Here is a 23629-nt window from a genome sequence, read left to right as displayed (position 1 = left end):
CTGATACAATCAGCGGCGCTTGCTGCCACCGAGCAACGAGCCCATCAGGCCACGCACCAGCTGGCGACCGAACTGGTTCGCCGCCTGGCGTACCGCCGACTTGATCGCCTGCCCCGCCGCGCTCTGGAGGAACTCGCCGGCCTTGTCGGCAAAGCTCTCTTCAGCCGCTGCCGGTGCTTGTTCAGGCGCAACCGCGCCGCCTTTGCGGGCATTGAGCAGCTCATAGGCCGATTCACGGTCTACCGGCTTGTCATAACGCCCGACCAATGGCGAAGCGGCAATCAGCGCCGCCCGTTCAGCAGCGCTCAGCGGCCCGATACGCGACTGCGGCGGCGCAATCAGCACACGCTGGACCATGCCCGGCGTGCCTTTTTCCTGCAGGGTACCGACCAGTGCCTCACCGATACCCAGCTCGGTCAATACGCTCAGGGTGTCGAATTCCGGGTTGGGACGGAAGCCATCGGCCACGGCCTTGAGGGATTTCTGCTCCTTGGCGGTAAAGGCCCGCAGGCCATGCTGGACGCGCAAGCCCAACTGCGCCAGGACATCATCCGGCAGGTCGCTCGGCGACTGAGTGACGAAATACACCCCTACGCCTTTGGATCGGATTAGCCGCACCACCTGTTCCAGGCGGTCCTGCAGGGCCTTGGGGGTGCCGTTGAACAGCAGATGAGCTTCATCGAAGAACAGCGCCAGTAACGGCTTGTCGGCATCGCCGCGCTCGGGCAATTGCTCGAACAGCTCGGCCAGCAGCCAGAGCAGGAAGGTCGCATAGACCTTCGGCGCTTCATGCACCAGGCGGCTGGCATCGAGCAGGTGAATGCGTCCGCGGCCATCGGCATCCGGTTGCAGGATGTCTTCCAGCTGCAAGGCCGGCTCGCCGAACAGCGCTTCGGCGCCCTGCTGCTCCAGGGTTGCCAGTCGCCGCAACAGGGCCTGGCTGGAGCCTGTGGTCATCAGCGCACTGTCTTCACCGAGCAGTTGCGGGTTGTCCTTCAAGTGCGCCAGCAGGGCCTTGAGGTCCTTGATATCCAACAGCAACAGGCCTTCGCGGTCGGCGACCTTGAACGCGGCATACAGTGCGGCCTGCTGGCTGTCGGTCAGTTCCAGCAGATTACCCAGCAGTAGCGGGCCCATTTCACTGAGGGTGGTGCGCAACGGATGACCGGACTGACCGTGGATATCCCACAAGCTTACTGGATAAGCCTGAGGCCGATGCCCCAGCCAGGGCATGCCGGCAATGCGTTCGGCCACCTTGCCCTGGGGGTTGCCCACTGCGCCCAGCCCGCACAGGTCGCCTTTGACGTCGGCGGCAAATACCGCCACGCCCGCGTCACTGAAGGCTTCGGCCATATGTTGCAGGGTCACGGTCTTGCCGGTACCGGTCGCCCCGGCCACCAGGCCGTGACGATTGGCCAGGCGCATGGCCTGGGCCACCGGCTGTCCGGCAAGGTCGGCGCCGAGCACGAATTGCGAAGAGTCAGGCATGTTTTTTCACCCTCTGTTTAAAGCTTTGGCTTGAAACGGCCGATATTAAATAGCGATAGACCACCAGGAAGACAGGAATAGCCCGACAAGGAATTGGGACCTGCACCGCTTTTCACGCTGTTCTTTGTGCGAACGACCCGGATAACAAGACCTTAGCGGACCGACACGTTATGAACAAAAGCCTCCGATTCAGCCACAAGATCCTATTGGCCGCCTCGCTGATCGTCATGATCGCCTTTACCCTGTTTACTTTGTACAACGATTTCTTGCAGCGTAATGCCATTCGCGAGGATCTGGAAAACTATCTTGAGGAAATGGGCGAAACCACTTCGACCAATATCAAGAACCTGTTTGACGGTCGTATTCTGCTGGTACAAAACGTTGCACAAAACATTGCCGCGTTTCCCGAGGCCGACAAAATCGGCACCCTGCTCGGCCAACAGGCCCTGGTCTCAAGTTTCCTGACGATTTACCTGGGTGACGTCAACGGTGGTTTTACCATCCGCCCACAAACCAAGATGCCGGACGGCTACGACCCGCGCGTACGCCCCTGGTACAAGGACGGCATGGCGGCCAACGGACCGATCCTGACCGAACCCTATATTGATGTCAGCACCGGCAAGATGGTCATCTCGGTAGTCGCGACCGCTGCGCGCAATGTCGGCGTGGTCGGTGGCGACCTGGCCCTCGATGGCCTGACCGAGATCATCAACTCGCTGAACTTCGGCGGCATGGGCTACGCCTTCCTGATCAACGATCAAGGCAAGATCCTCGTGCACCCGGACAAGAACCTGGTGATGAAGTCGCTGTCGGACCTGTTCCCGCAGAACACCCCGCGCATCAGCAAGGAACCGAGTGAAGTCCAGCTCGACGGCAAGACCCGGATCCTCAGCTTCGCCCCGGTCAAGGGCCTGCCTTCGGCCAACTGGTACATCGGCCTGTCGGTAGACAAGGACGAGGCCTACTCGATGCTGAGCAAGTTCCGCACCTCCGCGGTGATTGCCACCCTGGTCGCCGTGGTCATCATCATCGCCCTGCTCGGCCTGTTGATCCGCGTGCTCATGCAACCGCTGCACACCATGACCCGGGCCATGGAAGACATCGCCGAAGGTGAAGGCGACCTGACCAAGCGCCTGGCCATTCATAACCACGATGAGTTCGGCATCCTCGGTAGCGCCTTCAACCGCTTCGTCGAGCGCGTCCATGGCTCGATCCGCGAAGTGTCCTCGGCCACCGAGCAGGTCAACGAAGTGGCCCTGCGGGTGGTCAGCGCCTCGAACTCGTCGATGGTCAACTCCGACGAGCAGTCCAACCGCACCAACAGCGTGGCCGCGGCGATCAACCAGTTGGGTGCTGCCGCCCAGGAAATTGCCCACAACGCCGCGCAAGCCTCGCAACAGGCAAGCTCGGCACGGCATCTGGCCGAAGAAGGTCAGCAGGTGGTCGATCGCAGCATCCAGGCGATGAACCGTCTGTCGGACCTGATCTGCACCTCCAGCGCGCACATCGAGACGCTCAACAGCAAGACTGTGAACATCGGCCAGATCCTCGAAGTGATCACCAGCATCTCGCAGCAGACCAACCTGCTGGCGCTCAACGCCGCCATCGAGGCAGCACGGGCCGGTGAAGCCGGTCGCGGGTTTGCCGTGGTCGCCGATGAAGTGCGCAACCTGGCGCACCGCACCCAGGAGTCGGCGCAACAGGTGCAGAACATGATCGAAGAGCTGCAGGTCGGCGCCCGCGAGTCGGTCGACACCATGGGCCAGAGCCAGCGCCACAGCCAGGACAGCGTCGAGATCGCCAACCAGGCCGGCGAGCGCCTGGGCAGCGTGACCCTGCGCATCGGCGAGATCGACGGCATGAACCAGTCGGTGGCCACCGCCACCGAGGAACAGACCGCCGTGGTCGATTCGATCAACATGGACATCAACGAAATCAACATGCTCAACCAGGAAGGCGTCGAGAACCTGCAGTCGACCCTGCGCGCCTGCGCCGACCTGGAGCAGCAGGCCAGCCGCCTGAAACAACTGGTGGGCAGCTTCCGTATCTGAACTTGAGCTGCAAGCGGCAAGCGGCAAGCTTGAAGCTGCAAGAAGAAACAGAGCCGAGTGCGCTTGTCTTTTTCTTGCAGCTTGTAGCTTGCAGCCAGCCGCTGCCGAACCCCATCGAACAAACTATCCTTCATAGAGGTCAACCTTAGGGCGCGTCTCCAGCGGCGAAAAGCTGCCTGGCGACACACTCTGGAGACGATCTCGGAGGGATGCTGATCGTGCACATCGCTGACATCACCATGTTCTACGCCCCTGCCAGTGGCGGCGTGCGTACCTATCTTGATGCCAAACACCGCCGCCTGGGCCTTACTCCCGGTGTCCGTCACAGCCTGTTGATCCCCGGCGCCAGCGCCAGCCACGACAACGGTATCTACAAGGTACCGGCACCGGCCCTGCCGTTCGGCAACGGCTACCGCTTTCCTCTGCGCCTGGCGCCCTGGCGCAACGTCCTGCAGGATCTTCAGCCCGATCTGATCGAAGTCGGCGACCCTTACCTGACCGCCTGGGCAGCCCTGGATGCCCGCCGCCAGCTCGACGTACCCGTGATCGGCTTCTACCATTCCGACCTCCCGCTGCTGGTGAGCAACCGCATGGGCAATTGGTTTACGCCCAATGTCGAAGCCTACGTCAGCAAGCTCTACGGCAACTTCGACCGGGTCCTGGCGCCGAGCCAGGTGATGGCCGACAAGCTGCGCGGCCTGGGCATCGATAATGTTCACGTGCAACGCCTGGGCGTCGACCTGACGACCTTCAACCCGCAGCACCGCGACCTGTCTCTGCGCCGTGAACTGGGTATAACCGATACCACCCGCCTGCTGGTGTTCGCCGGGCGCGGCTCGCGGGAGAAGAACCTGCCGGTGCTGCTCGACTGCATGAAACGCCTGGGCAAGCACTACCATCTGCTGCTGGTCGGCTCGCACATGCCGGCCAATGTGCCAGCCAATGTCAGTGTCATCGATCACTTCTGCCCGGCCAGCGAAGTCGCCCGCCTGCTGGCCAGTGCCGATGCCCTGCTGCACGCTGGCGACCAGGAAACCTTCGGCCTGGTCATTCTCGAAGCCATGGCCAGCGCCATCCCGGTCATTGCCGTGGCCGCCGGGGCCTTCACCGAAATCGTCAATGACCAGTGCGGCCGCCTGTGTACGCCCAACGATGGCTTGGCCATGGCCCGCACGGTCAGGGAGGTGTTCGAGGTCGGCGCCCGGCAAATGGGCCTGCAGGCCCGCGCCCATGTCGAGCAGCACTACGCCTGGGACACCGTGGTCAACGGGCTGCTGGAACATTACCGGGCAGTGCTGGGCCACCCGATGCTGGTGCGCGCTCATGCCTGAGCATGCTGATCGACAAAGCCTGCTGCTGGTGCTGCATGATGTTGCGCCGGAAACCTGGCCGGACTACCAGCCCTTCGTCGAAGCGGTCGATGCCCTGGGCGACATTCCCATGACCTGGCTGGTGGTGCCGGACTTTCACAAACGCAATGCCCTGGAGCATTCGCCCGGTTTTCGCCTGATGCTTGACCGGCGCCTGCAGCGTGGCGACGAAATGGCGCTGCATGGCTACTTTCATGCTGATGACAGCCCGCCGCCACGCTCGCCGCGGGACTACTTCATGCGCCGGATCTACACCTGGGAAGGCGAGTTCTACAGCCTCGACCAGGCCCAGGCACGCGAGCGTCTGGAGGCCGGCATCGCGCTGTTCCAGCGTTATGACTGGCCACTGGCGGGCTTCGTCGCCCCGGCATGGCTGATGAGCGACGGTACACGCCAGGTATTGCGCAGCTTGCCGCTGCGCTATACCAGCGACTCGCAGCACATCTATCAACTGCCAGACTTCAGCCCGATCCCCGCGCCCGGCCTGGTCTGGAGCGCCCGTAGCCGTTGGCGGCGAGGCCTGTCGAAAGTGCTCTGTGATATGCGTGAAACGCGCCTGCGCCAGGCCCCGGTCATCCGCCTGGGCCTGCACCCGGTGGACATGCGCCATGGCTTTTCCCGCCGCTACTGGCTGCAAACCGTGCAACGCCTGCTGCGCCAAGGCCGCGAACCGCTGACCAAATCCGCCTGGCTGGCCAGCAGGCACGGCCGGTGAACCGCCTGCTCTGGCTGCTCCTGGCGCTGATTGTGGCGTTGTTGGTGCCGGCGTTGCTCGGCGGCAGCGAGCTGTTGCCGCGTCTGCGTGGCTTTGCCCCGCACCTGCTGCTCGGCCTGTTCGCCATGATCGTGCTGTGCTGGATCATCAACGCCGTCCGCCTGCGCTTGCTGCTCGGCAGCCAGGGCGCGGCGTTGGGACGCTGGCGCAGCCTCGGCGTGATCATGGCCACCGAGTTCGCCATCTGCACCACCCCGGGCGGCAGCGGTGGCCCGCTGGCGCTGATGGCCTTTCTGGCCCGCGACCGCATTGGTCCTGCGCGCAGCAGCGCAGTGTTTGCCGCCGACCAGCTCAACGACCTGCTGTTCTTTTTCTGCGCCATGCTGGGGATCGCCGGCTACACGCTGTTCCACAACCTCAACCGCAGCCTGGAAAGCATGTTGCTCGGCAGCGCGGTCTTGATGTTCGCAGCCTTTGGCGCGTTGCTCGGCCTGGTGCGCTACCGCCGCGCGCTGCTGTGCCTTAATGGCCGGCTGCTGCGCAGGCTCAAGATGGCCGCCCCCAGGCGTCGGCGCTGGACGCGCAAGCTGCTGCACTTCTTTCGCGCCTTCGGCGAAACCTGGCGCCTGCCCAAGCGCACCCTGGCACTGGTTTTTGCCCTGACCTGCGTGCATTGGGGGTTACGTTACAGCGTGCTGTACCTGGCGCTGCGCGGGCTGGGCGTCGACCTGCAATGGATACCGAGCTTTCTGGTACAGATGCTGTCGCTCAGCGCCGGTCAGTTCAGCCTGCTGCCGGGCGGCGCGGGCGCCGCCGAAATGACCTCGGCCGCGTTGCTTTCGCCCATGGTGGGAACGTCCACCGCGGCGGCGGCAATCCTGATCTGGCGGTTGGTGACCTATTACTTCTATCTGCTCGCCGGTGGCCCGGTGTTCCTCTGCCTGCTGGGTCGGCCATTGCTGCAGCGCTTGCGGCTCAGTCAAGCGCGGATTCGTCGCTAGCCGGCTTGACCCGCTCCCAGAGCTCGGCGGCACCGGGAAAATCGGTGCCGTCTTCGCTGTCCAGCGCATCCGGGTCGTAGCGGCTCAGGCAGCCCTCGCCGAGGGTCGGCGGGGCCTTGGAGGTGGCCTTGTCGAGGGGATCGGCCATGGGGCAACCTCCTGCACTGAGGCTTAGTTGAACACCACGGTCTTGTTGCCGTGCACCAGCACGCGGTCTTCCAGGTGGTAGCGCAGGCCACGGGCCAGGACCATCTTCTCGACATCACGGCCGAAACGCACCATGTCTTCGATGCTGTCGCTATGGCTGACGCGGACCACGTCCTGCTCGATGATCGGGCCGGCATCCAGCTCTTCGGTGACGTAGTGGCAGGTAGCACCAATCAGCTTGACCCCACGCAACGAAGCCTGGTGGTACGGCTTGGCGCCAACGAACGACGGCAGGAAGCTATGGTGGATGTTGATCACCTGCTGGGCGTATTCCTGGCACAGTTGCGGCGGCAGGATCTGCATGTAGCGCGCCAGCACCACCACGTCGGCACCGTGCTCCTTGACCAGGCGCGACACTTCGGCAAAGGCCGGCTGCTTGTTCTGCGGGTCGACCGGGACATGGAAGAACGGGATGCCGTGCCACTCGACCATGCTGCGCAGGTCATTGTGGTTGGAGATCACGCAGGGAATATCGCAATCGAGTTCCTTGGTGTGCCAGCGGTGCAGCAGGTCAGCCAGGCAGTGGGACTCACGGCTGGCCATCAGCACCACGCGCTTCTTCTGGTCGGTATCGGTGATACGCCAGACCATCGAGAACTCTTCGGCGATCGGCGCGAACGCTTCGCGGAACGCCTCGATGCCGAATGGCAGGGTTTCGGCGCGGATTTCGTGGCGCATGAAGAACCAGCCGCTCTGCTCATCGGAGTGATGGTTCGCTTCGTTGATCCAGCCGTTATAGGACGCCAGGAAATTACTGACTTTGGCGACGATGCCAACACGGTCGGGGCAGGCAATCACCAGCCGGTAGGTGCGCATGAAATGGACTCCAGAAACTTTCGCAAAGGCGCACATTCTAGCGAGTGCCCGACAAAACTGCAGTACTCATTGCGCGCGGCCTGTCGCCTGCCCAGGTAGCACCGTACGGGGTGCACCCGCCTGGTGCGGTGGGCCGGCGACTAAGTTAACTATTGGAAAAAAGTCTTAGTTTGTAAATTTTTCTTAACCTATTCTATCGAGGTGATTAACAATTCATTGAGCTAATTGCCCGCTTTAATGTTTACTTGGGGGTACCGTCTGATTATTATTGCCGCACTGTCTCTCTAAACCTTCATTTCCAAGGAACGCCTCATGTCCCTGATCAACGAATATCGCGCTACCGAAGAAGCCATCAAAGAACTGCAGGCGCGTTTGCAGAACCTGTCGCAAGACGACAAGCTGCAAACCGAGCTGGAGTTCGAAGGCAAACTGCGTGCACTGATGGGCGAATATTCGAAGTCCCTGCGTGACATCATTGCGCTGCTGGATCCAGAAGCCAAACTGAACAAAGCCCCTCGTGGCGCGGTAAAGACCACCGGCACCAAACGTGCGCGCAAGGTCAAGCAATACAAAAACCCGCACAACGGTGAAGTCATCGAAACCAAAGGCGGCAACCACAAAACCCTGAAAGAATGGAAAGCCAAATGGGGTGGTGACGTGGTTGAAGGCTGGGCAACCCTGCTGGGTTAATACGCCCGCTGGTAACCATGTGTTACTCGCTAAAAAAAACGCCAGCTTAGCTGGCGTTTTTTATTTTCAACGATTGCTTACATCCCCAATTGCAACTTCAATGCCTGCACATGGCTGCGCCACTGGCCAAGCAGCGCCTGTTGTTCGGCATCGGCTTGCGCCCAGCAGTCCTGCAAGGCCCGCTCGAAATCCCCGAGGGTATTGGGTGCGCCCATCAGCGGATCGCTCAAGCGTTGCTGGCAGAAGGTTTGCCAGCGCTGGCGTTCTTCGGCATTCAAGGTTTCGCTAAAATTACGCGCGCGGTAGCGAAACAACAGTTCCGGCAAACGTTCATCATCGAACATCCACTGGCCCTGCCCCAATTGCTGCGGATCGACACTGCGCACTTGCTCGCACAAACGACGATCGCGGTCGCCAAGAAAACCGTCATACAACTGCTGTTCCGGGTCTTCACTGGGGGCAAACTCCTCGGCGCTGTAGATCACCGGCAATTTGTCCTGCCATTGTCCTGCTGCAGCTATCAGGCTCGCGGCTCGCGCCTGATAAACAGCCATATCCAGTTCCAGACGCTGCTGATCTTCGCCGCGCAATACACTCAAGGGCGCGACCACCGGGCAGCGATTGATATGGATTAGTTTCAGCGGCACCGGCAATTGTCCGTCAGGCATTTCCTCGCGACGTGTGTATAAACGCTGACGCAGTGAATCAGCATCCTCATCTATCAAGGGTTGAGCATCCAGATGCAGGTCACAGACAATCAAGGCATTGCGATTACGCGGATGCCAGGCCAGGGGTAATACCACGCCTAAATAATTGCGTGCGGCAGAGAAGCGTCCGGAAATATGCACCAGCGGTTGTAATAATCGAATCTGGTCGAGGACTTTCTGCTTGCTGCGCAGTTGAAACAACCAGTCATAAAGCTTGGGCTGTTTCTGTCGGATCAATCGCGCAAGTGCAATGGTGGCGCGCACGTCTGACAGCGCTTCATGGGCCTGACCATGGTCGATGCCGTTGGCGGCAGTCAGCAACTCCAGGCGCAAACTGGTGCGACCGTCCTGTTGCGGCCAGACAATCCCGTCCGGGCGCAGGGCATAGGCAGTGCGGACGATGTCGATCAAATCCCAGCGGCTGTTGCCGCCCTGCCACTCGCGGGCGTACGGATCAAAGAAGTTGCGGTAGAGGCTGTACCGGGTGACCTCATCGTCGAAACGCAAGCTGTTGTAACCAGCACCACAAGTACCTGGGCGCGCCAGTTCGGCATGCACCCGGGTCATGAATTCGGCTTCGCTCAAACCCTGGCTGGCCAGCTGCTGCGGGGTGATGCCGGTGACCAGGCAGGCCTTGGGGTGGGGCAGGATGTCGTCGCTGGGCTGGCAATAGAAGTTGATCGGCGCCTCGATCTCGTTGAGGTCAAGGTCGGTGCGCACCCCGGCGACCTGCAAGGGCCGGTCGTTGCGCGGGTTGATGCCGGTGGTTTCGTAGTCGTGCCAGAAAATGCTGGAGCTCACGGGGTCGTCCTGAACAGAAGATCGACCAGAGTCTAGGGCCACAGGCCCGTCACGGCCAGCGTCAGGCCGAAGCGTTCAACGGATGGAAGCTGAAATAGTTGCGCAGGGCGCGCACCAGTTGCTCGTAGTCGCGCGGCGCCTGTAGCAGCATGAAGCCGGAGTCGTAATGCCCGGGCGTCTGGTCTTCATGGCTCCACAGGCAGCTGGCGGTAAGGTTGATCGGGTGCACGGTGCCGTCGCGACCAGGGACTTTGAGTTGCAACTCGAAATCCGGGCCGACCAGCATCGGCAACTGGCTGATCAGCATCAGGCCGTCTTCAGACACATTTCCCAGGTAGCCGATGGGCTGGTCGGTGAAGCGGTTGAAGACTTTGAGAAAATAAGGGAGCTGGTGACGCTCGATGCGGCGCTCGTCAAACATGGTCGGGATCGCTGTCGAAGACCCTTTTAGCAGGGCCGCGCTAGGGCTGCTGATTTTCATTCATCTCAGCAACAAGATTAGCGCACCCTGACCCGCGCGTCACAATCAGACCTGCTGACTTTAGTATTAACGCCAAGGCGTGGTCGTGACCGGGCGGGCAATCGCCGCTTCGCCGGTGCGGTAGTGGCCCAGTTGCTCGAGGGTCTGCAGGCGGGCACGGGCACGGAAGGCGTATTCGCTCTGTGGGTAGCGCTGAAGGATGAACTGGTAGGTCTGTGCCGCATCGACGAACAGCTTCTGCCGTTCCAGGCACTGGCCGCGCAGCAGCGACACTTCCGGCTGGATGAACGGTCGGGCACGGCTGGTGCGTTCGACCTGGGACAGCTCCAGCATCACCTTCTCGCAGTTGCCCCGGTCATAGGCGCGGTAGGCGTTGTTCAAATGATGGTCCATCGACCAGCGGGTACAGCCGACGACGCTGGTGGCCAGGGCTAAAACGATCAAGGCTCGCATGGGGGATCTCCTGTATTGAGCAGTGTATCGGCTTTGTACGGAAAATCTGTAGACGTTGCTGGCTGCAAGGGCCTCATCGCCGGGCAAGCCCGCCCCCACAGCGGCCGCGCTCGGGCCCTGCCGCCGTTCAAACGCCACCCGCGCTAACCGGCAGGTAGTGCAAAGGAACAATGACTACAGCGATTTTCCGGAGTAGCCTTTCGCTGCGCTTCACTATAGGAGTCTGTGCATGACCATCCGCCGTACCAAAATCGTCGCCACCCTTGGCCCCGCCAGCAACTCGCCGGAAGTGATCGAGCAACTGATCCTCGCCGGCCTGGATGTCGCTCGCCTGAACTTCTCCCACGGCACGCCTGACGAGCACAAGGCTCGCGCGCGCCTGATCCGCGAAATCGCCGCCCGCCTGGGCCGCCACGTGGCGCTGCTCGGTGACCTGCAAGGGCCGAAGATCCGTATCGCCAAGTTCAGCAACAAGCGTATCGAACTCAAGGTCGGTGACCGCTTCACCTTCTCCACCGCCCACCCGCTGACCGAAGGCACCCAGGAAATCGTCGGCATCGACTATCCGGACCTGGTCAAGGACTGCGGCGTCGGTGATGAACTGCTGCTCGACGACGGCCGCGTGGTCATGCGCGTAACCAGCGCCACTGCCGATGCCCTGCACTGCGAAGTACTGATCGGCGGCCCGCTGTCCGACCACAAAGGTATCAACCGTCGCGGCGGCGGCCTGACCGCCCCGGCCCTGACCGAAAAAGACAAGGCCGACATCAAGCTGGCAGCCGAAATGGACCTGGACTACCTGGCCGTTTCCTTCCCGCGCGATGCCTCCGACATGGAATACGCCCGTCGCCTGCGCGACGAAGCCGGCGGCAGCGCCTGGCTGGTGGCCAAGATCGAGCGCGCCGAAGCGGTCGCCGATGACGAGACCCTCGACGGCCTGATCGCCGCCAGTGACGCGGTCATGGTTGCCCGTGGCGACCTGGGCGTGGAAATCGGCGATGCCGAGCTGATCGCGATCCAGAAGAAGATCATCCAGCACGCCCGCCGCAACAACAAGGCGGTGATCGTTGCGACCCAGATGATGGAGTCGATGATCCAGAACCCGATGCCGACCCGTGCCGAAGTATCCGACGTGGCCAACGCCGTGCTGGATAACACCGACGCGGTGATGCTGTCGGCCGAAAGTGCCGCCGGTGCCTACCCGATCGAAGCCGTACAGGCCATGGCGCGCATCTGCCTGGGCGCGGAAAAGCATCCGACCAGCCAGAAGTCCAGCCACCGTCTGCACACCCGCTTCGAGCGCTGCGACGAAAGCATCGCCCTGGCGGCCATGTACACCGCCAACCACTTCCCCGGCGTCAAGGCGATCATCGCCCTCACCGAAAGTGGCTACACCCCGCTGATCATGTCGCGCCTGCGTTCTTCGGTGCCGATCTACGCCTTCTCGCCGCACCGCGCCACCCTGGCCCGCGCCGCGATGTTCCGTGGTGTGTACCCGGTGGCCTTCGACCCGGCAGCCCTGCCGGCCGAGAAAGTCAGCCAGGCGGCAGTCGACGAGCTGCTGCAGCGTGGCGCGGTCGAGCCAGGTGACTGGGCGATCCTGACCAAAGGCGACAGCTACCACACCATCGGTGGCACCAACGGCATGAAGATCCTGCACGTCGGTGATTCGCTGGTCTGATGCTCGGACACTGCTGAACAAAGCCCTGCAGCCTGTGCTGCGGGGCTTTTTTTTTGCCTGGCCGGAATCAGGCGTGACCGATGAAAATGTCGGCGAACAGCTGGTTGCGCGGCAGGCCGGCGAGGAACATGCGCCGGGAAAACTGTTCGACATTGGCTGCAGAGCCACACGCCAGGGCCACGGTCTGGCGTGACTGCAAACGTAACGCCGCCAGGGCCTGGGGCAATTGAGCCGGGGTCAGCAGCTCGACCTGCAGCGGCGGGTGGCGGCTGGCCAGCGCCGCCAGGGCCGGCGCCAGGTAATGTTCCTGTTCGTCATGGGCCAAGTGCAGCAAGCGAATCGGGCCGTGATGCTCCTGGCGCAGCGCCTCGCGCAGAATCCCCCACAACGGCGCCAGCCCCGTACCGGCGGCCAGCAGCCACAACGGGCGTTCCTGCCAGTCCGGATCGTAATGCAGGGCCCCGCCGCGCAACTCGCCCAGGCGCAGCGTTGCACCGAGACTCAGTTGCCGCGCGGCATCGCAGAAAGCGCCGGGTTGCCGGCAATCGAGATGAAACTCCAGAAAGCCCTCCTCCCCCGGCAGGCTGGCCAGCGAGTAAGGCCGGGCGACCCCGTTCGGGCTCCACAACACCAGGTGCTGGCCGGCCTGATAGCGCAGCGATCTTTGTGGCTCAAGACGCAGGCGCAGCACGGTCGGGCTCAGCCAGTCGAGGCTGGTAACCTGGGCCGGCAAGCCATCCTGGAGCGGGTCGAACAAGGCCACCTGCAAGTCTTCCTCGACGCTGCACTGGCACGACAAGCGCCAGCCTTGCTGGCGTTTGTCCGCCGCCAGGGCATCGGGCCGGGCATCCCCCGGCTGGCCCTGCAGGCAGCGCACCAGGCAGGCGTGACAACTGCCCGCGCGGCAACTGTAGGGCACCGACAACCCGGCATCATTCAAGGCATCGAGCAGGTTGCTGCCCGGCGCCACCGTCCATTGCCGCTCACCGACCCGCAACTCAGGCATCGACGGCCTCCCAGGCGGCCAGGCAGCGATTGCGTCCGCTGCGCTTGGCCCGATACAGGGCCTGGTCGGCGCGCTGCAGGGCATCATCGAGGTCATCACCTTCGCTCAGCAGAGTCATCCCTGCCGACAGGCTCAACGGTTCGACCCGCAATCCGACGGCCGGTGGCTGGGCCAGCGCAAAGGCCTTGCGCAGCCGCTCGCAACAGCTGGCCAATTGCTCTTCGCTGCAATCAGGCAGCAACAGCACGAACTCTTCACCGCCGTAACGGGCCAGTACTGCAGTGTCACCCAGGCAGTCGCTGGCGATCGTGGCAAACACCTGCAGCACCTGGTCACCGGCGGCATGACCATACACATCATTGATACGCTTGAAATGGTCGAGGTCGATCAGCGCCAGGCCATGGCAACTGTCCGCGCGCATCCGCTCCAGTTCGCAGGTGGCCAGGCTCAGGAAGTGCCGACGGTTGAACAGGCCGGTCAGCTCGTCGGTGGCGACCAGGTCTTCAAGCTGGCGCATCATGCCGCGCAAGGTGTCCTGATGGGCTTGCAGGGCATAGCGCCGCTGGCGCATGCGCTGGCGTGCGGCCTGAACATAGCGGGCATACAGGCACAACCAGCACAGCACCACCAGCAAGGCACAGGCCTGCAACGCCAGCAACGACCCATCGAAATGTGCTGCCTGCCAAGCCTCCCAGGCAATCAGCCCAACGAAACTGCACAACACCAGCAGCGCGCAGCGCACAAACACCCGCCCGCTCAGGTGAAACAGGCCGAACATCAGGATCAAGGGGTAGAACATCAGGAAGGTGCCGCGGCCCTGGTCAAGCTGGGCCAACAGCCAGGTTTGCCAGGCGATCGCCAGCAGCACCTGGAATTCGGTCAGGCTCGGGTCGCTAAAACGCAGGTTGTGGCCGCTGGCAAATACCCAGCCGAGCAGCAACTGGCACACCAGCAACAGGCCACTACCCAGCAGCAAAGCATTCAGGGAGGCTTGCAGATGACCGCTCAAAAGCGCCACCCAGACCAGCGTCAACACCAGCAGATAAGTGCCAGCCGCCATGAGAAAGCGTTTGAGGAGAAGTTTCTGCAGCGCTGTTTCGGTCACAGGTGACTCACCGTGCTCTGGCCAGGGCAGAGGAATGGGGCATGGCCAACCGCCACTTTAGGGTGTGTGAAGAATAATTGCCATGTTTGCACAAATCGCTCGGGCAAACGCTCAGGCAAGAACAGTGCCCGGCCACTGCCGACCTTGGTGGGGACCTTTGGTACGTGTACCAGCGGCGGATGCGCGCTATACTGCCGCGCCTTTTTTGCGCCGACAGCCTTGCGTTGGCGCCTGTTGAAGGTCGTTTCGACACCTCGGCCAGTCCGCGTCGGAATACCTTAATGAATGTTCCCGTCTTTAAGAGGAGCGCGCTGCATGACCGTGATCAAGCAAGACGACCTGATTCAGAGCGTTGCCGACGCCCTGCAGTTCATTTCGTACTACCACCCCGTTGATTTCATCCAGGCCATGCATGAGGCCTATCTGCGTGAAGAGTCGCCTGCTGCGCGCGATTCCATCGCCCAGATCCTGATCAACTCGCGCATGTGCGCCACCGGCCACCGGCCGATCTGCCAGGACACCGGTATCGTCACCGTGTTCGTGCGCGTCGGCATGGACGTTCGCTGGGACGGCGCGACCATGAGCCTGGACGACATGATCAACGAAGGCGTGCGCCGCGCCTACAACCTGCCGGAAAACGTCCTGCGTGCCTCCATCCTGGCCGATCCGGCAGGTGCGCGTAAAAACACCAAGGACAACACCCCGGCGGTCATCCACTACTCCATCGTCCCGGGCAACACCGTGGAAGTGGACGTGGCGGCCAAGGGCGGCGGCTCCGAGAACAAGTCGAAGATGGCCATGCTCAACCCGTCCGACTCGATCGTCGACTGGGTGCTCAAGACCGTTCCGACCATGGGTGCTGGCTGGTGCCCACCGGGCATGCTCGGCATCGGCATCGGCGGCACCGCCGAGAAAGCCGCGGTGATGGCCAAGGAAGTGTTGATGGAATCCATCGACATCCACGAGCTCAAGGCCCGTGGCCCGCAGAACCGCATCGAAGAGATCCGCCTGGAGCTGTTCGACAAGGTCAACCAGCTGGGCATCGGCGCCCAGGGCCTGGGCGGCCTGACCACCGTGCTCGACGTCAAGATCATGGACTACCCGACCCACGCCGCCTCGTTGCCGGTGTGCATGATCCCTAACTGCGCCGCCACCCGTCACGCCCACTTCGTGCTCGACGGTTCCGGCCCGGCCGACCTGGAAGCGCCATCGCTGGACGCCTACCCGGAAATCGTCTGGGAAGCCGGCCCGTCGGCCCGCCGTGTCAACCTCGACACCCTGACCCCGGAAGACGTGCAGAGCTGGAAGCCGGGCGAGACCATCCTGCTCAATGGCAAGATGCTCACCGGTCGCGACGCTGCGCACAAGCGCATGGTCGAGATGCTCAACAAGGGCGAAGAACTGCCGGTCGACCTCAAGGGTCGCTTCATCTACTACGTTGGCCCGGTTGATCCGGTTGGTGACGAAGTGGTTGGCCCGGCCGGCCCGACCACCGCGACGCGGATGGACAAGTTCACCCGTCAGATCCTCGAGCAAACCGGCCTGTTGGGCATGATCGGCAAATCCGAGCGCGGCCCGACCGCCATCGAAGCGATCAAGGACAACAAGGCCGTGTACCTGATGGCCGTCGGCGGCGCTGCCTACCTGGTAGCCCAGGCGATCAAGAAGTCCAAGGTCCTGGCATTTGCCGAACTGGGCATGGAAGCGATCTACGAGTTCGAGGTCAAGGACATGCCGGTCACCGTCGCGGTCGACAGCAACGGCGAATCGGTACACATCACCGGCCCAGCGATCTGGCAGCACAAGATCGCTGAAAGCCTGGCGGTGGAAGTGAAGTAAGCCGTAAAGGTTTGCTGATAGAAAAAAGCGGCAGGGGATTATTCCCCTGCCGCTTTTTTTTGCCTGTACCGGCCTCATCGCTGGCAAGCCAGCTCCCACAATGGCTCTTCATGCACCTGACCTGTGGGAGCCGGCCTTGCCGACGATCGAGCGCGAAGCGCTCGTATTTCGGCCAGCACCTTGGTTCACAGGGTAATGCGCGTACCCAGCAGTTGCAGGAAACCCGCCAGCCACGCCGGGTGCGCCGGCCAGGCAGGTGCCGAGGCCAGATTGCCCTGCACATGGGCCTGATCGACGGCGATCTCGACATACTGCCCTCCGGCCAGACGCACTTCCGGGGCACAGGCCGGGTAAGCGCTGCACTCGCGCCCTTCGAGCACGCCAGCCGCCGCCAGCAGCTGTGCGCCATGGCACACCGCGGCAATGGGTTTGCCGGCCTGATCGATCGCCTTGACCAGCGCCAGCACCTGTTCGTTCAAGCGCAGATACTCCGGTGCCCGGCCCCCCGGAATCACCAGCGCGTCGTAGTCATCAGCCTTGACCTGGGCAAAATCAAAGTTGAGCGCAAAGTTGTGCCCGGGTTTTTCGCTGTAGGTCTGATCGCCTTCGAAATCGTGGATCGCAGTGCGCACCGTCTGCCCGGCGCTCTTGCCCGGGCACACTGCATGCACGCTATGGCCAACCATCTGCAGGGCCTGGAACGGCACCATCACTTCGTAATCTTCAACGTAGTCGCCAACCAGCATCAGAATCTTCTTCGCAGCCATGTCATCAACTCCTTCAGGTGCAATGGAAAGGTAAAGACACCATAGACCGTCAGCTTGCGACAGGCTCAATCACGCCGGTCGAGCAGGTTGACCACCAGGCGATCAAGCCAGCCCCACAAGCGTTGCTGCACCCGCTTCCACAACGGCCGCGCATGCCAGTGGGCCAGGTCGACGGCCAGGCTTTGGGCAAAGTCGCGCTCGAAGCTTGCCGCCACGTCTGCGGTCAACGGCGGGTCGATTGCTTCGACGTTGGCCTCAAGGTTGAAGCGCAGGTTCCAGTGATCGAAGTTGCACGAGCCGATGCTCACCCAGTCATCCACCAGCACCATTTTCAGGTGCAGGAAGCACGGCTGGTACTCGAAGATTTTCACCCCGGCGCGCAACAGCCGCGGGTAATAGCGATGGCCGGCGTAACGCACCGAAGGGTGATCGGTGCGTGGCCCGGTCAGCAGCAATCGCACATCGACACCCCGGGACGCGGCGCGGCGCAGGGAGCGACGGACTTTCCAGGTCGGCAAGAAATACGGCGTGGCCAGCCAGATGCGCCGTTGGCCGCTGTTCAGGGCACGCACCAGCGACTGCAGGATATCCCGGTGCTGGCGGGCATCGGCGTAGGCTACCCGCCCCATGCCGGCGCCACTGAGCGGTATCCGTGGCAAACGCGACAGGCCGAAATGGGTCGGTGGCCGCCAGGCCGTACGGCGCAAGTTGGCCCGCCACTGGCGGTCGAACAGCATCTGCCAGTCGGCCACCAGCGGGCCTTGCATCTGCACCATCACTTCGTGCCATTCACTGACGTCTTCCGTTGGCGTCCAGAACTGGTCGGTAACGCCGGTGCCGCCCACCACTGCCCAGCTCTGGTCAACCAACAGCAACTTGCGGTGATCGCGAAACAAGTTGCGAAAGCCCCGGCGCCAGCGCAGGCGGTTGTACCAGCGCAACTCGACGCCGGCGGCCAGCAAGCGCTGGCGCAAGCTCAGGGTGAAGGCCAGTGAACCGTAGTCATCGAACAGGCAACGCACCTGCACACCGCGCTCGGCGGCCTGTACCAGGGCCTGGACCATGGTTTCGGCACAGGCCCCCGCTTCGACCAGGTACAACTCAAGGTCGACCTGATGCTCAGCGCGCACGATCGCGGTGAGCATGCGCGGGAAGAATTGCGGACCGTCGATCAATAGCTCGAACTGATTGCCATCGCGCCAGGGAAAGACCGGTCCGGCCATATCAGCGCGCCGTGAAGATCAGCACCGCGGCCACCGGCACTGACGGGCTGATGGACTTGAGCCCGGCCAGCTTGCGCAGAGTGGCAAGCCCCGGGAGCAGATCGAAATCATCAGCACGCAGCATCAACGGCTCCAGGGTTACCACCTGAAAGCGCCGCTCATCCAGGCGCGTGGCCAGCAACAGGGCGCTGTAGCTGTGCTGCTTGCCATGCAGGCTGACGGTCAGCGGCAGGCGCAGTTCCACCTGGGCGCCGTTGGCCAGGTCGTTGATCGGGCGCAGGTCGATCTGTGCGTTGACCTTGGCCTCGGGGAATTTGCTGAACTCGAACAGCTCCTTGCGCATGCGCTCATCACGTAGCGGCACGCTGCTGCTGTTGGAGTCCATCTCGATCTGCAACTCGGCGGCGCCCTTGCGATCGACCTTGCCATGCAGGACGAGGAAGCGATGCACCTCGGCGGTGTCGCCATTCTTGCTGGAAACGAACGACAGGCGTGACGACTCGCCATCCAGGTGCCAATTGGCCTGGGCAGGGAGACTCAAGACGACCAGCAGGGCAAGCAGAAGACGCGGCAGACTGAACATGTGAAATCCTGTAACACAATGATCGCCAACCTTACCCGGCTGCCTTCACGGCAGCAAGCGACAGCCCTCGCGCGGGCCCAGCCACTGCGCACGATTCTCTACCCCCAGCCCGGCAGCGCTGATCAGCCGCTGCTGCAGGTCCTCGTCCAGGCGACTCAGCGGCAGGTACTGCTGCACGTAGCCCTGGCAATACTGCGAATCAAAGCCCATGACATAACGGCACGAACAGTATTCCTTGGCCGAGTAGGCACTGAGAATGCCGGGGAAATCCATCAAGGCCTGGCGTTCGTACCAGGCCCAGCCGCCTGTCAGCAGCAACAGCACCAGCAACACGCGCTTCATGGCCGCACCTCGTTGAGCGCAGCCAGTACCCGCTTGAGCAGTTCGTTGTGGGCGAAACTGGCGTCGCGATCATCGGCATATCGCACGATCACCAGCCTGTGCGTCGGTAGCACATACATCGCCTGGCCCCAGTGTCCCAGGGCTGCGTAGGTATCAGGCGGCGCATCCGGCCAGGGTGGCGGGCTGCCGGGCAACGGCAGGTTGAGCCACCAGTGCCCACCCGGATTGGCTTCACCGGGTTGGGCCGTAGCCTGCAGGAACGGCCGGCGATTGAAGGTAACCCACTCGCTGGACAGCAACTGCCGTGAGTGCCAGCGCCCTTCGCGCAACATCAGCAGGCCGATGCGGGCCAGATCGCGAGCACTCATGTACAGGTAGGAAGAACCCACCAGGGTACTTTTGGCGTCACGCTCCCAGACTGCACTGCCGATGCCCAACGGTTCGAACAAAGCGCGCCAGGGATACTCCGCATAACCAGCGTCGCCGACCATGCCACGCAAAGCAGCCGCCAGCACGTTGCTGTCGCCGCTGGAGTAGCGAAAGCGTTGCCCGGGGCTGACCGCTTCGGGCCTGGCCGCCGTGTAGCCGGCCATATCGCCGCGCCCGCGGGTGTAGAGCATGGCCACCACCGAGGACTTGAGCGGTGCATATTCGTAGTCTTCCTGCCAGTCCAGGCCGCTGGCCCAGTGCATCAGGTCCTCGATGCGCACCTGGGGATGGGCACGCATCGGTGAATAAAAACGCGCGACCGGATCCTGCAGGTCAAAGCGGCCTTCGGCGTGGGCAACGCCGAGCAGGGTCGCCAGTACGCTCTTGCTGATCGACCAGGTCAGGTGCGCAGTTTCGGCGGTGCTGGGCGCGGCATAGTGCTCGTAGACAATGCGCCCGTCGGCGATCACCAGCAGCGCGTCGGTGCGTACACCCCGGCGTTGCTGATCATCGCGTGGGGCGAAGGCATAGCGTTCGACCGCCTGCCAGGCGTTTTGGCGGGTAGCGTGCGCAACCGCCCAGTCAGGTACAGGCCAGTATTCCTCGGCCGGCACTGCCTTGCTGAAGGCGAACACAGCCAGCATCCACCACGCCACTTTGCTCATGCCGCTTACTCAAGGCCAGGGTTCGCCCAGCCTGCCAGCGTTTCATGACAGTCCGGCGGCGGCCCAGGCCTTGGCCAGGCGTTTGGCCCGGGCGGCGCTGGCGATCTCCAGCAAGCCCTGATCGCGTTGCCACAGGGTTGCCCACTCGCCTGGGCTGGCCAGCAGCGCCTGGTTGAGTTCCTCCTTCAAAGCGTTGAACTGGGCAAACAGACCGCCCAGCAGCAGATGACTGGCCGCGGCATCAGCGCTCTGGCGGGTGCTTTCGGCACACGCGCCGAGCAGGCCGATAAGGCGCAATTGCAGACCTTGCGGCCAGCCCGTTTCCTGGCCGACGCCATAGAGCCAGGCACACAAGGCACTGAGCACATAGAGATCTTCCAGCGAGCGGAAGGGTTTGACGTAGGCATCCCAGCCGTCCCCCGCCAGGCGCTCGCACAACGCCCCTTGCAGATGCAGGCGGGCATGGCCGACTTCCGGCATCAACGGCAAGGCCGGCAGCGGTTCGAGGCGTACGCCAGGCTCGCCGGCATAGACCACCGCCAGGCTCAGTTCCACCGGCTGCCCTTGCGCCTCGCAGCGCGCCGCCACCAGCAGCCATTCGGCATCGAGCCCAGCGGTGACAAAGTCCTTGCTGCCGCTCAGGCGCAGGTCATCCAGACGCACCTGCATGTCCGCCGGGCGCACGCTGCGCCGCTCGCTGGCGCACAGGGCACCGAGGCTCTGCGGCGCGCTCGGCCACAGCACCCTCAGGGCTGCCTGATAACCGACCAGAAAGGCCAGGCCCGGGGTGGCCATGGCCCGCCCGCCGAGCACCGCCAGCTCGAACGGGCTGACCGGGCCCAGGCGCGCCAGCAGGCTGGAATAGGTGTCGGCCAGATTGGCCGCCTGAGGGTGTCGCTGTCGGTCGTTGAGTCGTTGCAGCCAGGTCATCGAAGCGCTCCTTGAGGGCTGTCATACAAGCATCACCAATTGTTCATGGGGGTGACACCGCATCTACCTAGGCTGAGCTTGCACAACAAAGTCGACCGGCCGCAACCCCATGGCTGGCTTATGGAGACACGCAATGACTCGGATCGCTCGCTCTGGCGACAACAGCACTGAACGCCGTCTGCAAGCCGAACGCCTGGTCGGCCCGGCGGCCCTGCAGGAAGCACAGGCCCTTCGTTTCAGCGTATTCAGCGGTGAATTCAAGGCCAAGCTCAAAGGCGCCGAACTGGGCCTGGACATGGATGACTATGACATTCATTGCCGCCACATCGGCGTGCGCGACCTCAATAGCGGGCGCCTGGTCGCCACCACCCGCCTGCTCGATCATCAGGCGGCCAGCAGCCTGGGGCGCTTCTACAGCGAAGAGGAGTTCAGCCTGCACGGCCTCGGCCACCTGCAAGGGCCGATCCTCGAGCTGGGCCGCACCTGTGTCGACCCGGCCTACCGCAACGGCGGCACCATCGCCGTGCTCTGGGCGGAACTGGCCGAAGTGCTCAACGAAGGCCGCTACAGCTACCTGATGGGCTGCGCCAGCATTCCCATGCAGGATGGTGGCGTGCAGGCCCATGCGATCATGCAGCGCCTGCGCGAACGCTACTTGTGTACCGAGCATCTGCGCGCCGAACCGAAGAAGCCGCTGCCGAGCCTGGCCCTGCCGAGCAACGTCATCGCCGAAATGCCGCCACTGCTCAAGGCCTACATGCGCCTGGGAGCGAAGATTTGCGGCGAGCCGTGCTGGGACGAAGACTTCCAGGTGGCCGACGTGTTCATCCTGCTCAAGCGCGACGAGCTGTGCCCGCGCTATGCCCGTCACTTCAAGGCGGCGGTCTGATGCAGCGCCTGCGCGTCTATGGGCGCGTGGTTCGGGTGCTGCTGGTGGTGCTGTTCGGCCTGGCCATGGCCGCACTGTTCACCCTCTATGAACGCCTGCGCGTGCCGGCCTCGACCGAGCGCCGCCAGCGCTGGTCGCAACTGTTCATGGGCAAACTGAGCAACGCCCTGCCGTTCAAGGTGCGGGTGGTGGGCCAGTTGCCGCAACAGCCGACGCTCTGGGTCAGCAACCATGTATCGTGGACCGACATCCCGTTGCTGGGCATGCTTGCGCCACTGTCGTTCCTGTCAAAGGCCGAAGTGCGCACCTGGCCGGTGGCCGGCTGGCTGGCGCTCAAGGCCGGCACCCTGTTCATCCGCCGTGGCGGCAACGACAGCCAGTTGCTGCGCAAGCAAATCAGCCAGCACCTGCAACAAGACTGCGCGCTGTTGATTTTCCCTGAAGGCACCACCACCGACGGGCGCAGCCTGCGCACCTTCCACGGCCGTCTGCTGGCCAGCGCCATCGACACGCAAACACCGCTGCAACCGGTGGCCCTGCGCTACCTGCGCAACGGGCAAACCGATTCGATCGCGCCGTTTATCGGTGATGACGACCTGCTCTCGCACCTGCTGCGGCTGTTCAGCAATGATTGCGCTGAGGTCGAGATCCATTTGCTCGCGCCGATTGCCAGCGCCGGTGAAGAACGCGCTGCCCTGGCCTTCAAGGCGCAGCAGGCGATCCAGCAGGCATTGTTCGGTAGCGAACCGGCGGTCCAACAGCAACGCCGGGCCAGGGCTGCCTAGGTATTGGCCCGGGCAAAGCGCTGCAGCTGCGGATAGAAATTGCGAAAGTCATCCAGCAACGGCGCATACAGCGCCGCCACCTCCTCCACCGCGCCGTCCATGCCTTCGGGCCGCGACAGGCGCCGGGCGATACCGCGAAACACCTGTTCAAGTACCGCAAAATCGCGGTAAGACCCCAGCCAGTCATCAGCGGCCATGTACGGTGCAATCTGCGCCAGGCGCCCGGGCAGGGCCGGCTCTGCGGCGAGCACCCGATACACGCGGTCGGTGAACTGGCTCAAGGGCTGCTCGGCATAGTCCTGCCAGTGCAAGGCCAGGCAATGGTCGAAAAACACATCGAGGATGATCCCGGCGTAACGCCGCCGCTCCCGCGGAAAGCGCGACAGCGCCGCCAGCACCAGCGGATGGCTGTCGGTGTAGACATCGATCTGCCGGTGCAGACGGATCGCCGCTTCCAGCGGCAAGGGGAAGCGCCCCTGCAGCGGCCCTTTGACGAAATCGCCATAGAGGCTGCCGAGCAATTGCTCAGGCTGCTGACCGCCGAGATGAAGGTGTGCGAGGTAGTTCATGGGGAGGGATTCTAGCACCCTGCCACCCATATCGTT

24 protein-coding genes are annotated in these 23629 nt (G+C 63.0%); 9 read left to right on the top strand and 15 right to left on the bottom strand.

Annotation, left to right across the window (positions count from 1 at the left end):
* Positions 1-9: 9 nt before the first annotated feature.
* Complete coding sequence (locus JV241A_RS04620) at positions 10-1488, bottom strand: helicase HerA-like domain-containing protein (RefSeq protein WP_115085491.1); 1479 nt, start codon at positions 1486-1488, stop codon at positions 10-12.
* Between the two features lie 170 nt (positions 1489-1658).
* On the opposite strand from JV241A_RS04620, the gene JV241A_RS04615 reads away from it, so the two are divergent.
* The 4 genes from JV241A_RS04615 (at position 1659) to JV241A_RS04600 (ending at position 6625) form a co-directional block, all read left to right on the top strand.
* Positions 1659-3539 (top strand): methyl-accepting chemotaxis protein, encoded by a 1881-nt coding sequence (locus JV241A_RS04615; protein ID WP_115085490.1) that lies wholly within the window; start codon positions 1659-1661, stop codon positions 3537-3539.
* Positions 3540-3748: 209 nt separating this feature from the next.
* A complete protein-coding gene (locus JV241A_RS04610; RefSeq protein ID WP_115085489.1) occupies positions 3749-4870 on the top strand; it encodes a glycosyltransferase family 1 protein in 1122 nt (373 codons plus the stop codon).
* Positions 4863-5624 carry a polysaccharide deacetylase family protein gene (locus JV241A_RS04605; RefSeq protein ID WP_115085488.1) on the top strand — a complete coding sequence of 254 codons (762 nt, stop codon included), beginning with the start codon at positions 4863-4865 and terminating at the stop codon, positions 5622-5624. The genes JV241A_RS04610 and JV241A_RS04605 overlap by 8 nt, the downstream gene beginning before the upstream one ends.
* The gene (locus JV241A_RS04600; RefSeq protein WP_134061451.1) at positions 5621-6625 is read left to right on the top strand and encodes a lysylphosphatidylglycerol synthase transmembrane domain-containing protein; all 1005 of its coding nucleotides are present in this window, start codon (positions 5621-5623) and stop codon (positions 6623-6625) included. Before JV241A_RS04605 ends, JV241A_RS04600 begins: the two co-directional genes overlap by 4 nt.
* Here the strand turns inward: JV241A_RS04600 and JV241A_RS27395 are convergent.
* Together JV241A_RS27395 and purU are read right to left on the bottom strand one after the other, a co-directional pair.
* A complete protein-coding gene (locus JV241A_RS27395) occupies positions 6600-6773 on the bottom strand; it encodes a hypothetical protein (RefSeq protein ID WP_166675645.1) in 174 nt (57 codons plus the stop codon). The two genes, JV241A_RS04600 and JV241A_RS27395, sit on opposite strands and share 26 nt — an antisense overlap.
* Before the next feature lie 23 nt (positions 6774-6796).
* A complete protein-coding gene (gene purU, locus JV241A_RS04595; RefSeq protein WP_115085486.1) occupies positions 6797-7648 on the bottom strand; it encodes a formyltetrahydrofolate deformylase in 852 nt (283 codons plus the stop codon).
* Positions 7649-7960: 312 nt separating this feature from the next.
* Between purU and mvaT the strand changes: the two genes are divergently transcribed.
* Positions 7961-8338, top strand: coding sequence for a histone-like nucleoid-structuring protein MvaT (gene mvaT / locus JV241A_RS04590; protein WP_045197447.1), 378 nt, complete (start codon positions 7961-7963; stop codon positions 8336-8338).
* Between the two features lie 77 nt (positions 8339-8415).
* Here the strand turns inward: mvaT and sbcB are convergent, their stop codons facing one another.
* From sbcB to JV241A_RS04575, 3 genes are all read right to left on the bottom strand, one after another.
* Positions 8416-9846, bottom strand: coding sequence for an exodeoxyribonuclease I (sbcB, locus tag JV241A_RS04585; RefSeq protein WP_115085485.1), 1431 nt, complete (start codon positions 9844-9846; stop codon positions 8416-8418).
* 61 nt (positions 9847-9907) lie between these two features.
* Entirely contained in the window at positions 9908-10267 is a 360-nt protein-coding gene (locus tag JV241A_RS04580; RefSeq protein WP_115085484.1) for a PilZ domain-containing protein, read from the bottom strand.
* 126 nt (positions 10268-10393) lie between these two features.
* Positions 10394-10780, bottom strand: coding sequence for a tetratricopeptide repeat protein (locus JV241A_RS04575; protein ID WP_115085483.1), 387 nt, complete (start codon positions 10778-10780; stop codon positions 10394-10396).
* Positions 10781-11009: 229 nt separating this feature from the next.
* Here JV241A_RS04575 and pyk point away from each other — a divergent pair, with 229 nt between their 5' ends.
* Positions 11010-12461, top strand: a complete 1452-nt coding sequence (gene pyk / locus JV241A_RS04570) for a pyruvate kinase (RefSeq protein ID WP_115085482.1) — start codon at positions 11010-11012, stop codon at positions 12459-12461.
* Between the two features lie 67 nt (positions 12462-12528).
* Here pyk and JV241A_RS04565 read toward each other — a convergent pair whose 3' ends face one another.
* Positions 12529-13467: an iron-sulfur-binding ferredoxin reductase gene (locus tag JV241A_RS04565; protein WP_134061450.1), complete on the bottom strand. Its 939-nt coding sequence runs from the start codon at positions 13465-13467 to the stop codon at positions 12529-12531.
* Positions 13460-14572 carry a GGDEF domain-containing protein gene (locus tag JV241A_RS04560; protein ID WP_134061449.1) on the bottom strand — a complete coding sequence of 371 codons (1113 nt, stop codon included), beginning with the start codon at positions 14570-14572 and terminating at the stop codon, positions 13460-13462. The genes JV241A_RS04565 and JV241A_RS04560 overlap by 8 nt, the downstream gene beginning before the upstream one ends.
* A 315-nt stretch (positions 14573-14887) precedes the next feature.
* Here JV241A_RS04560 and JV241A_RS04555 point away from each other — a divergent pair, with 315 nt between their 5' ends.
* Positions 14888-16411: a fumarate hydratase gene (locus tag JV241A_RS04555; protein WP_045197431.1), complete on the top strand. Its 1524-nt coding sequence runs from the start codon at positions 14888-14890 to the stop codon at positions 16409-16411.
* Between the two features lie 185 nt (positions 16412-16596).
* Here the strand turns inward: JV241A_RS04555 and JV241A_RS04550 are convergent, their stop codons facing one another.
* The 6 genes from JV241A_RS04550 to JV241A_RS04525 all read right to left on the bottom strand — a co-directional run bounded on the left by JV241A_RS04550 (position 16597) and on the right by JV241A_RS04525 (position 21350).
* Positions 16597-17178: a DJ-1/PfpI family protein gene (locus JV241A_RS04550; protein ID WP_134061448.1), complete on the bottom strand. Its 582-nt coding sequence runs from the start codon at positions 17176-17178 to the stop codon at positions 16597-16599.
* Between the two features lie 65 nt (positions 17179-17243).
* Complete coding sequence (locus JV241A_RS04545; RefSeq protein ID WP_134061447.1) at positions 17244-18401, bottom strand: phosphatidylserine/phosphatidylglycerophosphate/cardiolipin synthase family protein; 1158 nt, start codon at positions 18399-18401, stop codon at positions 17244-17246.
* Between the two features lies 1 nt (position 18402).
* Complete coding sequence (locus JV241A_RS04540) at positions 18403-18984, bottom strand: YceI family protein (RefSeq protein WP_115085477.1); 582 nt, start codon at positions 18982-18984, stop codon at positions 18403-18405.
* Between the two features lie 45 nt (positions 18985-19029).
* Positions 19030-19326, bottom strand: coding sequence for an amidase (locus JV241A_RS04535; protein WP_115085476.1), 297 nt, complete (start codon positions 19324-19326; stop codon positions 19030-19032).
* Positions 19323-20420 carry a serine hydrolase gene (locus JV241A_RS04530; protein WP_240047833.1) on the bottom strand — a complete coding sequence of 366 codons (1098 nt, stop codon included), beginning with the start codon at positions 20418-20420 and terminating at the stop codon, positions 19323-19325. The genes JV241A_RS04535 and JV241A_RS04530 overlap by 4 nt, the downstream gene beginning before the upstream one ends.
* A 42-nt stretch (positions 20421-20462) precedes the next feature.
* Complete coding sequence (locus JV241A_RS04525) at positions 20463-21350, bottom strand: acyl-CoA dehydrogenase (protein WP_134061446.1); 888 nt, start codon at positions 21348-21350, stop codon at positions 20463-20465.
* Between the two features lie 133 nt (positions 21351-21483).
* Here JV241A_RS04525 and olsB point away from each other — a divergent pair, with 133 nt between their 5' ends.
* The gene (olsB, locus tag JV241A_RS04520) at positions 21484-22239 is read left to right on the top strand and encodes an L-ornithine N(alpha)-acyltransferase (RefSeq protein WP_134061445.1); all 756 of its coding nucleotides are present in this window, start codon (positions 21484-21486) and stop codon (positions 22237-22239) included.
* Positions 22239-23024: a lysophospholipid acyltransferase family protein gene (locus JV241A_RS04515; RefSeq protein WP_134061444.1), complete on the top strand. Its 786-nt coding sequence runs from the start codon at positions 22239-22241 to the stop codon at positions 23022-23024. Before olsB ends, JV241A_RS04515 begins: the two co-directional genes overlap by 1 nt.
* On the opposite strand, the gene JV241A_RS04510 is transcribed toward JV241A_RS04515, so the two are convergent.
* Entirely contained in the window at positions 23021-23593 is a 573-nt protein-coding gene (locus JV241A_RS04510; RefSeq protein WP_115085472.1) for an ACP phosphodiesterase, read from the bottom strand. The two genes, JV241A_RS04515 and JV241A_RS04510, sit on opposite strands and share 4 nt — an antisense overlap.
* Positions 23594-23629: the final 36 nt, after the last annotated feature.

It is taken from the genome of Pseudomonas sp. JV241A (assembly GCF_900275665.1).
Classification (GTDB): domain Bacteria; phylum Pseudomonadota; class Gammaproteobacteria; order Pseudomonadales; family Pseudomonadaceae; genus Aquipseudomonas; species Aquipseudomonas wadenswilerensis.
This window is presented reverse-complemented; position numbering and strand designations above follow the sequence as displayed.